Genomic DNA, 16,491 nt, shown 5'->3' with positions numbered 1-16,491 from the left:
GCGTCACTTGATCTCTATGACGATTTCGGGGAAGCTTCATCTTACCTCAAGGTGAATGCTTTTCTCAGGAGGATGATATGGTCCGCAAGACAACCGGTCGCGCAAAAACCTCTGCCGCTGTGACTGAAGACGATCTCCGCAGACATATTCGCGCCAAGGGTGCCGACTATCTGAAAGACCCCAACATCACCTCTGTCGGCATAGGGCTGAAGAACGGCAACGGGGCAGTTTGCCTGCAATTTACGGTCGGTCGGAAAGGTGAATCGGCGCTTGAATCCCTTTCAACGACCCGCATTCCGGAGATGATCGATGTCGACGGCACAGCCGTACCGACGGACGTCATCGAAAGATCATACGGGCCCTCCTACAAGCTTGTCAGCCCTGAGCAACTGGATTTGCGCAAGCAACGTATCGACCCGATCCGTCCGGGCGTCAGCGTTGCTCATATCGCCGAAACCGCCGGCACCATCGGCCTCATCGTATTTGATCGTTCGACAGGATCGCCCTGCATCTTGTCCAACTGGCATGTCCTCAATGGCAATGGCGGCCGTATTGGGGATGCGATTGTCCAACCCGGCCCTTACGATGACAACAACACGGCACTCAATGGCGTGGGTGAGCTGATGCGCAGCCATATTGGTGCGGCGGGTGACTGCGCGCTGGCAAGAATCCGGCTACGGGATTTTGATCGGTCGGTGTACGGCCTTGATGTCATTCCCAAGCGCATGGCCCGTGTGTCTATCGGTGATAAGGTGATCAAATCAGGACGAACGACGGCCATTACCCGCGGCATCGTTCGTCGTGTAGATGTCATGGCCAAGATCAACTATGGCTTACCGACCGGAGAGCAGGCGATCGGCGGTTTCGAGATAGGGCCGGACAAGGATGCTCTGCCGGCGGATGGAGAGATCAGCAAGGGAGGTGACTCCGGCTCCGCATGGCTGGTCTTCGAGGGGGGCAAGGCCACGGATATTTTTGCGGGGCTGCATTTTGCAGGCGAAACGGATGGCGTGGCCGACGAACATGCCCTCGCCTGCTATCCCGCCTCGATCCAGAAAAAACTGGACTTTGTTCTGGAGCCCGATATCGATTCTGGTTCTGCCCACGAAGGAATGGTGACCGTTGTCCCTCGAACTGGATATGATGCGGAATTTCTGGGGGGTTCCGTTCCTGAACCTGGATTATCGACATCGTTGAAACGGGATGCCGTCAACTTTGGACGCGCCCAGACTTTGCCCTACACCCATTTTTCGGTGTGCCTGAGCACAAAGCGGCGTATGGCGCGTTACGTGGCCTGGAATATCGACGGCGCCCGCATGGTGGTCTTACCGAGGCGCGGCTTTGCCCTTGATCCGCGTATCGATGCAAAATACCAGCTTGGAGACGATTTCTACGTCGATAACCGAATTGATCGCGGGCATATCGCCCGTCGCGCCGATCTTTGCTGGGGACCGGTTGCCGAGGCCGAACAGGCCAACCGCGACTCCTTTTATTTCACAAATATCGCCCCCCAACACGAGCGCTACAACCAGTCATCGCGCAACGGCCTGTGGGGTGAACTTGAGAACCTGGTTCTTGAGCAGGCCGACATCGAGAAAATCAAATTATCGGTACAAGGCGGCCCGATTTTTGGGAACGACGATATTCCCTATCGCGACGCCCTCATCCCGCGTGCATTCTGGAAGATGATCGCTTACGTGGGCAGTGACCAACAGCTGCGTTGCGCAGCTTTCATACTGTCCCAGGACAATCTCCTCAACGACCTCGAGACATTGGACCTCGACCCGTTTCGACTGTATCAGGTATCGCTCACGGAATTGACAATGAAGACGGAGCTCGATTTTGCTCCTCTCGATGCCGCCGACCTGCTCCTTCATCCAGAACTGATATCGGGTCCGGTCCAGCGAGAATCTCTTATGCAATCGGGCACGACAATGAAGGAAATCCGAAACACGGATGACGTGATACTCTGAACTTTGGATCAGGTAACGTGAGCTAGGACGTGCCAGAGTTTTGACGTTTCCGTTACATTGCAAAGGTGAGCAAGCCCCAACCTCTGCACGGACCGGGTCATCTATGTTCAGCAACGCGCGCGGACCAAGACCTCCCAAACGCAATGGAAGCGGCACCCCCAACCTCTTCGACTTTCATGAATGATCCCATCATTGTCGCAATGAACCACGCGTGCAGCTCTGCTCGCCCTCACCGATCCCGACGTGACGGACGGCACGTCTTGGATACCATCTATGCCCTTGCCATCATCGCATAAGCGAAATCGGCAACGATTCCGATGATGAGCAAGATGAGAAAATCGAGATATCTCAGTCCGTAAAGTCTTTGAAAAAGCGTGCTGCGTCATCAACCTCGCCGAGTGTCGCTCCGTAAACAAACGCCTTGTTTTTGACATGCTAGCAACATCTGGGCATTGCATTGACGTGCTACCTTCAGGTCTTACGAAGGAGTACGACCATGCATGACATGACGATGTCAGAAGCTCTGAAAGACCCTTTGATACGGAAAATGTTGCGCGCGGATAAGGTGAGCCTCGGAATGTTCGCGACGCTCCTCGAAACCGCCGCAAAAGAGCGCACCCGCAACTTGGCGGCCAAAAGTTGGGAGAGATGTGCCCTGCCGACAATGTCTGCTGAAAACAAAGTTTGAGGTGTGATGCACAGTAACGGAGCCGATCTCACGGCACCGCATTGCACCTACCGCCTTTGACGAATTTTCCATCGTCTGGCCTCAGAACGGCGGTGGTCGTCGCGAGACAGAGAAGTGTGGGACGTGACGCAGCTATTGGGCGCCGATATTTGAAAATGGTCGCTCAAAAGCTCACTTGCGCTTATAGCAAAAAGGAAAACACAACAGTGGGAATGGAAATGTTGCTTATGAGCCGTCTGGATATTTGCTACGGTGCAATAACTAAAAATTTCTAATTTTAGCTAGTGACTTTATCGACTGACACAAAAAATTGGCTGGAGAACCTGGATTCTCACATGATTTCAATGACTTATTGGAAGAGCCTTGAAATTCCCTATGTTTTCCCATCGCGAGCGACCGTGGATGCCACCTTTGTGCCCTGGCTTTGGGCATCAGTCAATACGGGTCTGAAACGGAAATAATTTCCGCTTTCGGATCTCAGGTTGAGGCCGCTTTTCAGGGTTTATCAGCCCGACCTGCGATACGCCGGACTTCGTCAGCCGCTGACTTCAAGACGCCCTGAGACAGGGTCTCATCTTGGGTAAGACGTGACAGCGTGACCGCACCCACCATGAGGGAAAGGATCGCCTTAGCCTTTTCGCTGGCTTCCGGGTCACCGGCTCCGCCCACCAGGTTTTCCAGCACATCGAAATGGGCGCGAATTCCGTCCTCGAATGGTTGCTTGACCTCTTCGTTCTGGCGAGCAGCGTCCGATCCCAGAGCCACCAGAGGACAACCTTCTGCCTTCTCTCCCCGGTGGTCCGTCGAGAGGTAGAAGTCCATGACAGCTTCGAGCGGATCAGAGCTGTTTGCTGCGGCTTCGGACCATCTTTTTGTAGCGCTCTCCATAGCTCTCGCCGATGCGAGTGCCGCGAGGTCATCCTTGGACGTGAACTGTTTGTAGAAAGCACCCTGGGTGAGACCAGCACCTTTCATCAGGTCTTTCAGCCCTATGCCATCGAAGCCATGCTCTCGAAATAGACGGCTTGCGACATCAATTACCCTGTCCCGGTTCTCCTCTGCCTGCGCTCGGCTCACTCTCATGATGACCTCCAATTAGATTTCGATTGACATCTATAATGTAAATAGAGTTAGGTCGCAATCTAATTCGTTTGAATCGCTCGTCAAGAAGAGAACTGAAAATGAAACGCAAACATGTCCTGATCCTATTGGGCTTCGCAATTGCAGCAGGTGGTGGTGCCTTTGTAGTGATGTCGCAAACGTCTGCGCAGACGGCGGTAGCCGCAGATCCAAGAACCGCGTCACCACTGGTACGCGCCGCGCAGGCAACGAAAACGCATGCGGTCGAGCGTTCATTTACTGGAACAGTCGCTTCAAGGGTGCAAAGCAACCTCGGCTTTCGAGTTCCAGGCAAGATAGTCGAGCGCATGGTTGATGTTGGCGAGCGGGTAAATATTGGACAGCCGTTGATGAGGGTTGACGAAGCTGACCTGCAACTGGCGCTCACAGCCAGACTAAATGCGGTCACCGCAGCACGTGCTGTCCTGATCCAGGCGCAGGCGGACGAAAAACGCTATGCGACGCTGGTGAAGAACGGACTTGCCGCCACGCCCCAGCGATACGAGCAGGCAAAGGCCGCACTTGATACAGCCACAGCACAGCTCGCCGCCGCGCAAGCGGAGGCGGAGGTTGCTGAAAACGCAACACGCTACACCACTCTTCTGGCTGACTCGGACGGAACGGTCGTCGAAACCCTTGGTGATCCGGGACAGGTCGTGGCGGCGGGCCAGACGGTGGTGCGATTGGCAAAGGCAGGCCCACGTGAGGCGGTGGTCTGGTTACCTGAGACACTACGCCCCGAGGTTGGGTCTGAAGCCCAGGCCAGTGTCTATGGCAGCAACGGGCTCAGTGGAAACGCTCGACTGAGACAGATCTCCGATTCCGCAGACCCGCAAACCCGAACCTACGAAGCACGCTATGTCCTTGATGGTAATGCGGGCTCTGCGCCGCTTGGTTCAACCGTCACAATCAGAATTCAAGACGTCGACCGGCAGTCGGAAGTCTCTGTCCCGGTCGGTTCTATCCTTGATGACGGCAGCCGCACAGGCGTGTGGGTTATCGACCGGACGTCATCGTCCGTGAAATTCACACCTATTGACGTGAAAAGAATCGGCGAGGAGAACGCCTTTGTCACTGGCATCGAAGTTGGCCAGCAGGTCGTCGCACTGGGCGCTCACCTTCTTGAGAATGGTACCACCGTCAGGGTCGCCGCGCAGCAGGAAGGGGCTGAGTAATGAGCTTCAATCTTTCCGCCATCGCCGTTCGCGAACGCGCCGTCACCCTTTTCTTCATCGTGTTGCTGGCCGCCGCAGGCGTCTATGCCTTCGTCAAGTTGGGGCGCGCCGAGGATCCGTCCTTCACTATCAAGACGCTAACCGTTACATCCGTTTGGCCCGGCGCGACAGCGCGGGAAATGCAGGATCTTGTCGCCGAACCTCTCGAAAAGCGTCTCCAGGAACTGACATGGTACGACCGCGTCGAGACGACAACTCGACCGGGTTATGCATTCCTCACGGTGACGCTGAAAGACAATACGCCAGCGTCTGCTGTTGGAGAGGAGTTCTATCAGGCGCGCAAGAAGCTTGGCGATGAAGCCAGAAACCTGCCTCCGGGCGTGATGGGCCCGTTTGTGAATGATGAGTATTCCGACGTCAGCTTTGGTCTCTATGCCCTGAAAGCCAAGGGCATGCCGATGCGAGACCTGGTGCGGCAGGCAGAGGTCATCCGGCAGGATCTCCTGCACGTGCCCGGTATCAAGAAAATCAACATCGTCGGTGAACGCCCCGAACAGATCTTCGTAGAGTTCTCCTTCGCGAAGTTGGCTACGCTCGGCATCTCCGCGCAGGATATTGCCACGGCGCTGCAGAGACAAAACACCGTCACGCCTGCAGGGTCGATCGACACGAAAGGGCCACAGGTATTCATCCGCTTCGACGGCGCCTACAACAATGAGCAGGCAATAGCCGAAACGCCGATTGCTGTCGGTGGAAGGACATTCAAGCTGTCCGATCTGGCGGAGGTGCGGCGCGGCTATCAAGATCCAGCGACCTACGTTATCCGCCACGAAGGCGAGCCGACGATCATGCTGGGTGCCGTGATGCAGGCGGGATGGAACGGTCTCGATCTCGGCGAGGCGCTTGAAGCCAGATCGGCGGCGATCGCGCAGACGCTGCCGCTGGGTATGACTTTGACCAAAGTCAGCGATCAGGCCGTCAATATCGATGAGGCCGTTGGCGAATTCATGCTAAAGTTTGCGATGGCGCTCGGCGTTGTCCTGTTCGTAAGCCTCGTCGCACTCGGCTGGCGGGTCGGCATCGTCGTAGCGCTTGCTGTGCCACTGACGCTTGCCGTTGTCTTCCTGATCATGCTCGAAACCGGGCGGTTCTTCGATCGTATCACCCTCGGCGCTCTGATCCTCGCCCTCGGTCTCCTCGTCGACGATGCCATTATCGCCATTGAAGTGATGGTCGTGAAAATGGAAGAGGGCATGGACCGCATCAAGGCGGCCGCTTACGCCTGGAGCCATACGGCAGCGCCCATGCTGTCCGGAACGCTCGTCACGATCATCGGCCTGATGCCTGTGGGTTTCGCCAAGTCCACCGCCGGAGAATATGCCGGAAACATCTTCTGGGTCGTGGGTTTTGCCCTGATTGTTTCATGGCTCGTGGCTGTCACCTTCACACCTTACCTTGGCGTGAAGATGCTGCCGGACATCAAGCCCGTTGAGGGTGGCCATGAAGCCATCTACAATACACCGAACTACCGCCGCCTGCGATCGACCATCACCTTTGCTGTTCGACACAAGTTTATGACCTGCGCAATCGTTGGCATCACCATGGCTGTCTCTGTTGTTGGAATGGGTGGTGTGAAGCAACAGTTCTTCCCGACATCGGATCGGCCTGAGGTCTTGGTCGAAGTGCGCATGCCGGAAGGCACGAGCATTGAGGCCACGACATCTGCGGTCAAAAAAGTCGAGGATTGGCTGCAGACCCAGCCCGAGACCAATATCGTTACAAGTTATGTCGGTCAGGGTGCACCTCGGTTCTTCTTTGCACTGGCACCAGAATTGCCGGATCCCGCTTTCGCGAAGGTCGTCGTGCTTACGCCTGATGCGCATGCACGAGAGGAATTGAAGCACCGTCTTCGTGCCGCCATATCGGAAGGTCTTGTACCCGAGGCGTCCGTGCGCGTGACCCAGCTTGTCTTTGGTCCTTACACACCGTTCCCGGTCGAGTTTCGCATTATGGGGCCTGATCAGGGTGAGCTTTACAAAATCTCCGAACAGGCTCTGGCCATCATGAAAACCGTTCCGGATGTCCGTCAGGCAAACCGTGACTGGGGCAACCGCACCCCTGTCCTAAGGTTCGTGCCTGATCAGGAACGACTCAATCTGATCGGTCTGTCGCCTTCGGAGGCAGCACAGCAGATGCAGTTGCTGCTGAGCGGCATTCCGGTCACGCAGGTGCGCGATAATATTCGCAACGTGCCTGTCGTAGCCCGCAGCGCAGGCGAAAATCGCCTCGACCCATCACGCTTGGCGGACTTCTCACTGATGAGCAGGGATGGACGTCAGGTTCCATTGGATCAGCTCGGGCACTCCGAGATCCGGTTCGAGGAGCCGATCCTGAAGCGTCGCGACCGGACACCGGTCATCACGATCAGGTCCGATATCAACGAGGCGACCCAGCCGCCGGAAGTGTCTCAACAGGTGATGAAGGCGCTACAGCCGCTGATCGCATCGCTTCCGGTCGGATACCGGATCGAGATGGGCGGCAACATCGAGGAGTCGCTGAAGGCCAACGCGGCGCTGGTTCAAGTCTTCCCGCTCATGATCGCAGCCACATTGATTGTCATCATCTTGCAGGTTCGCAGCTTGTCGACCATGACGATGGTGATGCTAACGGCACCGCTTGGCCTTGCCGGAGTGGTTCCGACGTTACTGCTGTTCAATCAACCGTTCGGTTTCAATGCCATCCTCGGCTTGATCGGACTGGCGGGTATCCTCATGCGCAACACGCTGATCCTGACGGAGCAGATAAAGGAAAATCAGGCGGCTGGTCTCGATGATTACCATGCCGTTATCGAAGCGACGGTGCAGCGGACAAGACCCGTAATCCTGACTGCGCTTGCGGCGATCTTGGCTTTCATACCGCTGACTCATTCGGTGTTCTGGGGATCGATGGCTTATACGCTGATCGGTGGAACGGCGGCCGGGACAGCGATGATCCTGCTTTTCCTGCCAGCGCTCTACGCCGTTTGGTTCCGCATTAAGCCCCCAAAAGCTGAAGCTTCTCAGCAGACTGATATTCAGCGGGAGCCGGGCCATGGACATGCTATGGCGGCGGAGTAGGCCAACCGATCCAGCTAAAGTAATCCGCCATCGGAATGGATGCTGCCAGAAGTTTGCAGCATCCGGAAGCGGCCGTCGCTCGATCATGGTCAGAGGCTCGTGGTGTGGTAACCATCAAACCGAGAAACGACGCGCGCTGCAACTAAGTCTTTCTAATCCAGTATTTTCCGTGTCTGGGTGCCGCGATCGAATGGTAACATTGAGCCGCGGCACGTCAGATGTTTCCGGGGAGATCGGTCCTCGTGGTGGTGAGCATTGGCCTCTACCGGATCGACTGCGCAGATTGTGCGCTTTCGGATGCCCTAGCCGACACGGGTGTCGATCCAAGCGCGCGTCTGCTCAAGAACCTCGTCAGACAATTCAGGATTATCGACCGCTCTGGCAAGGATGACGGCTCCCACCATTGCGGCCCAGCTTCCGATCGCTGCACGGCGCTTTTCGGCTGCACCTTGCTCCGGAAGCGCCTGCTCGATACGCGCGATTTGGGTGCGCAATCCTTCTGTCATGACGGCTTTTGCGGCTGGCGTCTGGTGACGAATAGCGGCGGCGAGGCCTGCCGTCGGGCATCCATTGCCGGGATTATCCCGATGACGAGGTGCGAGGTAAGAGCGGACGAAACTGTTGAACTCGCCGTCTCCGACACTGTCAGATGCCAGCGCCTGTGCAAGCGTCTGGGCCACAAGATCGTCCTTTGACGTGAAGTGTCCGTAAAAGCCGCCATGGGTCAGTCCGGCTGCTTTCATGACTTCGGCCACACTGACCGCATCGAACCCCTTGTCCTTAAACAACCGGCTCGCGACATCCAGAATCCGGCGACGGTTTTCTGCCATCTGTTCTCGGCTGACCTTCATTTTCAAAATTCTCCGCAACACCTGTTGACATTTACATGATGGCGATCATATTTAAATCCAATCATGATGATTATCATGAATATAGGTTCAATCAGAGAAAAGAGCAATCCAATGAGCCAAATTTCCGCAGTCCTGATTACCGGTGCGTCCACTGGCATCGGTGCCACCTATGCCGAACGGTTCGCACACCGCGGCCATGATCTCGTGCTGGTCGCCCGAGACACGGCGCGCATGGAGATACTTGCAAGCCGTCTGCGCCAGGAAACCGGCGTGACGATCGACATCCTCCCCGCCGATCTCACGCAGGCAACGGATATTGCAAAGGTTGAAACCCGGCTGCGTGACGATGCGCGCATCGGCATTCTCGTCAACAATGCCGGAACGGCGATCGGTGGAAGCTTCGTCGATCAGAGCGTCGATGACATGACCAAGCTGGTTGCGCTCAACGCGACCGCGCTCGTCAGGCTTTCCAGCGCTATTGCTCCCCGTCTTGCCAAGGCAGGAGAAGGCGCAATCGTCAATATCGGTTCGGTCGTCGGCCTCGCCCCGGAATTCGGCATGACCGTCTACGGTGCAACCAAGGCGTTCGTCCTCTTCCTGTCCCAGGGACTTGCGCATGAGCTCGGCCCGAAGGGCGTTTACATTCAGGCCGTGCTTCCCGCCACAACCCGAACCGAAATCTGGGATCACGTCGGTGCCGACGTCAATGCGATGAGCAATGTCATGGAAGTGGGCGATCTGGTCGATGCAGCCCTGGTCGGATTCGACCGTCGCGAACTGGTGACCATCCCGCCGCTGCACGATATCGGCCAGTGGGACGCCCTCGATGGCGCGCGCAAATCCATGCTTGGCAATCTCGTCAACGCGCTTCCTGCTGAACGCTATCGCACGCCGGTGTGAGCTTTCCGCACTCGATGAACCCACGCTGCTCCAGAAAAAATATCAAAGTGATATCATGACAAAGACCACGCTCTTCGAACCCACCAGCTTAGGCGCAATCACGCTTGCAAACCGCATCGTCATGGCACCGCTCACCCGCAATCGCGCCGGCGCGGGCTTCGTGCCCGGCGACCTGACCGCCGAATATTATGCCCAGCGTGCTTCTGCAGGGCTGATCATTTCCGAGGCCACCCAGATTTCTCAGCAGGGCCAGGGCTATCAGGACACGCCCGGCATCTATACGAAGGACCAGATCGACGGCTGGCGCAAGGTAACGGCTGCTGTACACGCAAAGGGTGGACGCATCGTCCTGCAGCTCTGGCATGTTGGTCGCGTCAGCCATGTCGACCTGCAGCCCAATGGCGGCCTGCCTGTTGCGCCCTCGGCCATTCGTGCTGCGACCAAGACCTTTGTCAACAATGGCTTCGTCGATGTGTCCGAGCCCCGCGCCCTGGAGATTGATGAGCTAGCCGGTATCGTCAACGACTTCCGCAAGGCGGCAGCCAATGCCATCGAAGCCGGTTTCGACGGTGTTGAAGTTCACGGGGCCAATGGCTATCTGCTCGAGCAGTTCGCAAAAGACGGTGCCAATGTTCGAACGGATGCCTATGGCGGCTCCGTGGAAAACCGCGCAAGTCTCATGCTCGAAGTCACCGCCGCGGTGGCAAAGGAAATCGGTGCCGAGCGCGTAGGCGTCCGAATTTCTCCGGTCTCGCCCGCCAACGGCATTTCCTCCAGCGATCCCCAAACGCAGTACGATTACATTGTCGATAAACTTGATGCTCTCGGCATCGCCTACATTCATGTCGTTGAAGGTGCTACCGGCGGCCCGCGCGACGTTGCACCCTTTGATTACGGTTCGCTCCGTAGCCGCTTCAGCAAAACCTACATCGCCAACAATGGCTTTGATCTCGACCTTGCGACCTCGCATCTGGCCGATGGCAGGGCGGATCTCATTGCCTTCGGACGCCCGTTCATCGCTAATCCCGATCTCGTGGAGCGACTGCAAAGCGGTGTGCCCTTGGCCGAGATCAATCCGGACACGCTCTATGGCGGAGGCGCTGCGGGTTACACTGACTATCCGCGCTTTACCGAGACCGCCGGTCATTGAGCCATCATCGGGGCCGCACCTCGGCGCGGCCCCCTCATGTCGATCACTATCAATTCCTGACAACTCCCAAGGCTGCGCGGACAAATGTCGCGCACCAGATCGAGAAGAAAGCCAATGGCGACCTCTGCATCAAAAGGACAGAAGACTGCGTTCGTGACCGGTGCCTCCAGCGGTATCGGGAAGGCAGCGGCATTGGCGCTCAGCCGGGCGGGCTACCGGGTCATCGGCACAAGCCGCAAGGCGGCACCCGGCGAGGTCAGCGACGGTATCAGAATGATCGCTTGCGACGTAACCTCGGACGCTTCCGTTGCCGCCGCCGTGGCACTCGCCCACACAAAACTCGGCCGCATTGACCTGCTTGTCAACAATGCCGGATACGCCGTATCGGGAGCAGCAGAGGAAAGCTCGGTCGAGCAGGTTCGCGCGCTGTTCGACACCAATTTTCTGGGCGTCGTACGGGTGACGAACGAAATTCTTCCGATCATGCGTCAACAGCTCGATGGTCGAATCCTAAATATTGGCTCGGTCGTGGGGCTTATTCCTGGTCCCTTCGGGGCCTATTACACTGCCAGCAAACACGCAATCGAGGGCTATTCCGAATCCCTGGACCATGAAGTGCGGCCGTTCGGCATCCGGGTCGCCGTCATCGAACCGTGGGCCACTAAGACCTCGATCGAAGCCAACTCACCGCAAGGCGATCGTCCCGTGGCGGCCTACAGCCAGACATTCGCCCGGTATCAGGCCGCGTTCAACGCAGCGATGGCTGATGGCGACACGGCGGGGGATGTCGCGGCGACCATCCTGGCCGCAGCCCAGGCCCGGAAGCCAAGGCTGCGCTACCCCTCAGGCAAGGCTGCCCGACAGACCGCGTTTGCCCGCCGTTTCCTCCCGCGTGCGCTGTTTGATCGTATCCTGCGCAAGCAATTCAACATAGCCTGAGATTTATTGGTCTTTGACGACGCCGGCCACGGTGCGATCTTGCATTACCATGCCGAGTTCGTGCTGAAAGCTCTGTCTTTCCCGGCGGCCTGACCTGATAATCGTCTTACACCGGAGAAAACCCGTGAAAGCCTTCGTTGTCGACAAATACAAGAAGAATAGTCCCCTGCGTCTAGCAGACATGCCAGATCCCGAGATCAGTGCCAATGACGTGCTGGTTCGCATCGAGGCCACCGCAATCAACCTTCTCGATTCCAAGGTGCGTGACGGCGAATTCAAGCTGTTCCTGCCTTATCGCCCGCCCTTCATCCTCGGTCATGATCTGGCTGGAACGGTTCTCCGCGTCGGCGGCAATGTCCGACAGTTCAAGGCAGGCGACGAAGTCTACGGACGTCCGCGGGATCACAGGGCTGGCACCTTCGCAGAAATGATAGCGGTTGATGCCGCAGACTTGGCGGTGAAGCCGAAAAGCCTGTCCATGGTGCAGGCTGCCTCGATCCCCCTGGTCGGACTGACCGCGTGGCAGGCGCTTGTTGAGGTTGGCAAGGTCAAGCCGGGTCAAAAGGTGTTCATCCAGGCAGGGTCCGGCGGTGTCGGCACATTCGCCATCCAACTCGCCAAACATCTCGGTGCCAGCGTGGCGACCACCACCAGTGCAGCAAATGTCGAGCTTGTCAAAAGCCTCGGCGCGGATGTGGTCATCGACTACAAGACGCAGGACTTCGAACAGGTGCTCTTGGGATACGATCTCGTGCTGAACAGCCAGGATGCCAAGGCGTTAGCAAAGTCGGTGAATGTATTGAGGCCCGGCGGTAAACTGATCTCGATCTCCGGACCGCCAGACGTCCCCTTCGCCAAATCCCTGCGGCTGAACCTCATTCTGCGCCTTGTCATGCGGATGCTGAGCAGAGGGATTCTGAAAAAGGCAAAGAGCCGGGGCGTCGACTATTCGTTCCTCTTCATGCGGGCGGAAGGCCAGCAACTGCAGGAGATCGCCAAGCTGATCGACGCTAGCGCCATCCGTCCTGTCGTCGACAAGGTGTTTCCCTTTTCGCAGACGGCGGAAGCCTTGGCTTATGTCGAAACCGGGCGCGCCAAGGGGAAGGTTGTCGTTGCCGTTTCGCAGTGACGGTTTCACCTGCATAAAGCTCTCTTTTTCAAAGCGGCATGTCCGCTTCCATGACTGTTGCAAAAAGGAACGGACGTTCTCCTTGCGGGCCCAAACCGTCATTCGTCACAGACTGTTTGAAGCATTCAACCAGCGAGTTCTCGGAAATAATTTCCGCTTTCCCGAAGAAAGTTATAATGCCGGGGATGGCTGCACTGCGCCATTAGCGGTTATCGCATAAATTCAAGGAATACCTATTCTGGGGTAATGCCTTACGTCCTCGGAGCAGAAATGCTTAATATCAGGAATGACAGAACCTACGCCCGAACAAATCGAAAAACTCGCTACCGCCTTTGAGCGCTTTACCCGCCGCTTCAAGGTCGCGGAGGCAGCGGCAGTCATGCAAAACTCGCTCAACCCCCTCGACATTCAGGCGCTTCTTTTTATCGATGAGCATCCCGAGTGTAACCTGGGGGATGTTGCCCGGCACCTTCAGGTCGCTCTGACGACCATGTCGTCTTCGGCCGACCGGCTGGTCCGTCGGGACATGATTGAACGGCAGCGGCCAGAGGCGAACCGCAGGTCGGTGGCTCTGACGATCACGAACGAGGGGCAGCAAGCCGTTGCAGGCTATATCGATGGATATCGAGCATCCTGCAAAGCGATGCTGCAGGCCCTCGATTCCGTCGACCAAACCGAATTTCTGAGGCTTACCCAACAAATTGCAAAATACGAAGGTTGAATATTACGAATTTCGTAGTATGTCTCTGACATCGAAATGATCAGGGACGTCATCATGACCCACACATCGCCCACTGCACTCGTCACGGGAGCAAACAAGGGTATTGGCCTCGCCATTGCGCGGCAGCTTGGCGCAGCCGGACACACAGTCTGGCTGGGATGCCGAGACGTGTCACGGGGCGAGATGGCAGCTTGCGAACTGCGAGGAAACGGCGTTGACGCCCGTGCAGTGCAACTCGATGTCACGGACGATGAGAGCGTTTCCAACGCCGCCAAAATCGTCAAGAGTGCAGTGGGGCATCTCGACGTATTGGTCAACAACGCCGGGCTCATGTTTGGCCCGCCTCCCTCGCTTGCCGAGGAGTCAATTGACGAGATGCAGCGGATGTTCAACACCAACGTATTCGGGGTGATGCGCGTCACTCAAGCCTTTTTGCCGTTGTTGCGCAAATCGAAGGCGGCACGGATCGTAATGATGAGCAGCGGCCTAAGTTCGTTGACGGATGCCTTGGACATGCGGAGCGAAACATGGACGGTCGGTTTCGGCGGATACTGCGCCTCCAAGACTGCGCTGAACATGTTGACCGTCAAGCTCGCGAAGGAGCTGGATCGGGAAGGGATCAAAGTGAACGCGGTGGACCCCGGCCTCACATCGAGCGATATGACAGGCAACGGAGTTGGTCATTCGCCTGAAGAAGGCGCTCGCCCTGGAGTCGCTCTTGCAACGACCCACGCATATGGACCGACAGCAGGGTTCTACGCTTGCGCTCCATCAGGCGAACTTGTGCAAAAGAGTTGGTGATACGCATTCAGCGATTATGGGATGCGTGCCCACCGGTTCCGCATCTTAATGTCTCCTCCGGATCGCACGCTGGCTTCCGCATGCGCCAACACCGAACCTTCCTCGAAGGGTGTCTGGTCGCCTCACGATCCCAAAGGTGGCGGTTCAAGAGGCATTCGATCTTGCGGCAGCCGTCACGCGCATTCGAAGATATCGCACACATATTTCCAGACAGGGGTACGCCAGCGGCGGCTCAAACGACAGCAGCTTGGACGATCAAGCGATCCTTCTGGCGTTCCGTCGCCAACAGGCGCAGGGCACGTTGCGTTCGCAACGGTTCCGTATTCTCGATAGTGCGGGCCAACATCCGGTCTTCTCGGTGAGCCCAATCCCATAGGCATATCAGCCGCTCGTCGGTGGCGATCCGCTGAAGAGCGTCCAAAGCGAGGCGATCTAAGGCTCGAATTCCCTCGTGCAGCAATGGTTCGTCGGTGGTATCGTCCAGAACATAGTAGTCACCTTCGTCAACGAGATGCCCATGGGTCGTGAGTCCGACCAGAACGCTCCGCGCTCGGGTTGAATTCGCTCGTCCGAGCCAAGCAAACAGCTCGAAGGGGTTGATCCTAAGCATTAGGAGCGCTTTGACGATGCGTACGGACACAAGGTTATCCATGTCTGTGTTCGACTTGCGCATCACACGCTCGAATGGCACGGGATCGCCGCCGTTGAACCAATTCATCGCGACGCTGCAGAACAAGCCGCGCAGTGCATCCTGTTTCTCTCTCGGCCAGCGCCAGAGCCCAAGTCGCATAGCGCCTTCCATTGGAAAGTAGTCATGGTCAAAGTTAAGGAATGTTAGTTCCAGCGCACGGGGCAGCCAATGCAGGAATGTGTCGCGGCCGCCGGAGCAGTTCGGATGCTCAAAGTAGATTTGCCCGAAGCTTTCCAGGGTGGCGCGACGCGGATCGCCCGCACTTCGTGCTCGTGCCTCGTCATCTACCGTGAAGCACTGGCGGCACCAATCCCATCGCGGACGATAACGGGAGAAAGCCGCGTGGAGCTGAGAGAGGCAGCTATCGACATCGGGAGGATTGAGGTCGAAGCGATGCAGGGTTTGCTTGGCCTGATGGTCTGATTGGCGACGAGTATTCTTCAACGAGAGGCGTCCCTACGGCAAAACGGTTTAAGCCATGAAGCGATGAAACATAGATTTATCCTCTGGCAGCCCGCATTATCGATATTCTGCAGATGATTGCTCAAAAGTAGGGTGACCGCAAGCCGCGTCACGCACGCGAGCTAAACGTTTCCCACAATGTCGCTCTGGGCCACATGCGGTTTTCCGCGCTGCGCCATTTGCGAAGGAAGTCAATAGCCATCAGGTTTTCGCCTGTTCATAGGCGACGAACAAATCGGTAACGAGAACGCCATTGATCCGCATGCCCGTTAAATCGGCGTCTTTGATGTCCGAATCTGCCAACGTCACGCCGCTTATTGTTAAGCGCGATAGGTTCGCATTCGTGATGGCGGCTCCAGAGAGATTGACGTCGTTAAAGCGCGCATCTGCAAGGTTGATATCGTCAAAAACGGCTTCGCTTAAATTAGTGTCGGTGAACTTCGCCTTGGTCAAACAAGCGTAAAACTGTGCGTCGGCGAGGTTTACGCCATCGAAATTAGACCCTGCCATATCGGCGCGCTTATAATGCGTTCCCTGCATCTGAGGGCCATCAAACTCAATGTTTTTTTGTGGCTCGGCCATCTTCGTATCCTCCATTCGAGCATGACTGCTACTCGAAGAATGCCAGAATGTCCGGTTATTTGCGACCGGCGAATCCAAAATAGAAGCAAGTCCAAGCTGATCTCGAAGAAGCTCCCTGACTTTCCTCGTCGCCAAGTCTGTCGCGAAAGTTAGGCTTCACGGCTATTGCTCCAACGGGCGAATGACCGCTTTGC

The 16,491-nt window shown here is 56.8% G+C and carries 14 protein-coding genes; 10 read left to right on the top strand and 4 right to left on the bottom strand.

Going from position 1 to position 16,491, the window contains the following annotated elements; genetic code table 11:
* Positions 1-77 precede the first annotated feature (77 nt).
* Positions 78-1,973 (top strand): DNA/RNA non-specific endonuclease, encoded by a 1,896-nt coding sequence (locus tag RRU01S_RS23340; RefSeq protein ID WP_045232636.1) that lies wholly within the window; start codon positions 78-80, stop codon positions 1,971-1,973.
* A gap of 496 nt (positions 1,974-2,469) precedes the next feature.
* On the top strand, positions 2,470-2,661 hold the full coding sequence (locus RRU01S_RS23335; RefSeq protein ID WP_045232635.1) for a hypothetical protein: 192 nt from the start codon (positions 2,470-2,472) through the stop codon (positions 2,659-2,661).
* 495 nt (positions 2,662-3,156) lie between these two features.
* Here the strand turns inward: RRU01S_RS23335 and RRU01S_RS23330 are convergent, their stop codons facing one another.
* A complete protein-coding gene (locus RRU01S_RS23330; protein ID WP_045232634.1) occupies positions 3,157-3,744 on the bottom strand; it encodes a TetR/AcrR family transcriptional regulator in 588 nt (195 codons plus the stop codon).
* Positions 3,745-3,842: 98 nt separating this feature from the next.
* Between RRU01S_RS23330 and RRU01S_RS23325 the strand changes: the two genes are divergently transcribed.
* Positions 3,843-4,955, top strand: a complete 1,113-nt coding sequence (locus RRU01S_RS23325; protein WP_045232633.1) for an efflux RND transporter periplasmic adaptor subunit — start codon at positions 3,843-3,845, stop codon at positions 4,953-4,955.
* Positions 4,955-8,071 (top strand): efflux RND transporter permease subunit, encoded by a 3,117-nt coding sequence (locus RRU01S_RS23320; RefSeq protein ID WP_045232632.1) that lies wholly within the window; start codon positions 4,955-4,957, stop codon positions 8,069-8,071. The genes RRU01S_RS23325 and RRU01S_RS23320 overlap by 1 nt, the downstream gene beginning before the upstream one ends.
* A 302-nt stretch (positions 8,072-8,373) precedes the next feature.
* Here RRU01S_RS23320 and RRU01S_RS23315 read toward each other — a convergent pair whose 3' ends face one another.
* On the bottom strand, positions 8,374-8,922 hold the full coding sequence (locus RRU01S_RS23315; RefSeq protein WP_045232631.1) for a TetR/AcrR family transcriptional regulator: 549 nt from the start codon (positions 8,920-8,922) through the stop codon (positions 8,374-8,376).
* A gap of 111 nt (positions 8,923-9,033) precedes the next feature.
* On the opposite strand from RRU01S_RS23315, the gene RRU01S_RS23310 reads away from it, so the two are divergent.
* The 6 genes from RRU01S_RS23310 (at position 9,034) to RRU01S_RS23285 (ending at position 14,562) form a co-directional block, all read left to right on the top strand.
* Positions 9,034-9,822 (top strand): SDR family NAD(P)-dependent oxidoreductase, encoded by a 789-nt coding sequence (locus RRU01S_RS23310; RefSeq protein WP_108722725.1) that lies wholly within the window; start codon positions 9,034-9,036, stop codon positions 9,820-9,822.
* 55 nt (positions 9,823-9,877) lie between these two features.
* A complete protein-coding gene (locus RRU01S_RS23305; protein WP_045232629.1) occupies positions 9,878-10,972 on the top strand; it encodes an alkene reductase in 1,095 nt (364 codons plus the stop codon).
* 114 nt (positions 10,973-11,086) lie between these two features.
* On the top strand, positions 11,087-11,911 hold the full coding sequence (locus tag RRU01S_RS23300) for an oxidoreductase (RefSeq protein ID WP_045232628.1): 825 nt from the start codon (positions 11,087-11,089) through the stop codon (positions 11,909-11,911).
* Positions 11,912-12,035: 124 nt separating this feature from the next.
* A complete protein-coding gene (locus tag RRU01S_RS23295; RefSeq protein ID WP_045232627.1) occupies positions 12,036-13,040 on the top strand; it encodes an NADP-dependent oxidoreductase in 1,005 nt (334 codons plus the stop codon).
* 286 nt (positions 13,041-13,326) lie between these two features.
* Positions 13,327-13,761, top strand: coding sequence for a MarR family winged helix-turn-helix transcriptional regulator (locus tag RRU01S_RS23290; RefSeq protein WP_045232626.1), 435 nt, complete (start codon positions 13,327-13,329; stop codon positions 13,759-13,761).
* A 54-nt stretch (positions 13,762-13,815) separates the two neighbouring features.
* A complete protein-coding gene (locus tag RRU01S_RS23285) occupies positions 13,816-14,562 on the top strand; it encodes an SDR family oxidoreductase (RefSeq protein ID WP_108722724.1) in 747 nt (248 codons plus the stop codon).
* 232 nt (positions 14,563-14,794) lie between these two features.
* Here RRU01S_RS23285 and RRU01S_RS26100 read toward each other — a convergent pair whose 3' ends face one another.
* On the bottom strand, positions 14,795-15,697 hold the full coding sequence (locus RRU01S_RS26100) for a hypothetical protein (protein WP_131367831.1): 903 nt from the start codon (positions 15,695-15,697) through the stop codon (positions 14,795-14,797).
* A gap of 219 nt (positions 15,698-15,916) precedes the next feature.
* Positions 15,917-16,297: a pentapeptide repeat-containing protein gene (locus RRU01S_RS23270; RefSeq protein ID WP_108722723.1), complete on the bottom strand. Its 381-nt coding sequence runs from the start codon at positions 16,295-16,297 to the stop codon at positions 15,917-15,919.
* Between the last annotated feature and the right edge of the window lie 194 nt (positions 16,298-16,491).

This window comes from Agrobacterium rubi TR3 = NBRC 13261, from assembly GCF_000739935.1.
Taxonomy (GTDB): domain Bacteria; phylum Pseudomonadota; class Alphaproteobacteria; order Rhizobiales; family Rhizobiaceae; genus Agrobacterium; species Agrobacterium rubi.
The sequence above is the reverse complement of the archived record's forward strand: the minus strand, read 5'-3'. Positions and strand labels throughout refer to the sequence as shown.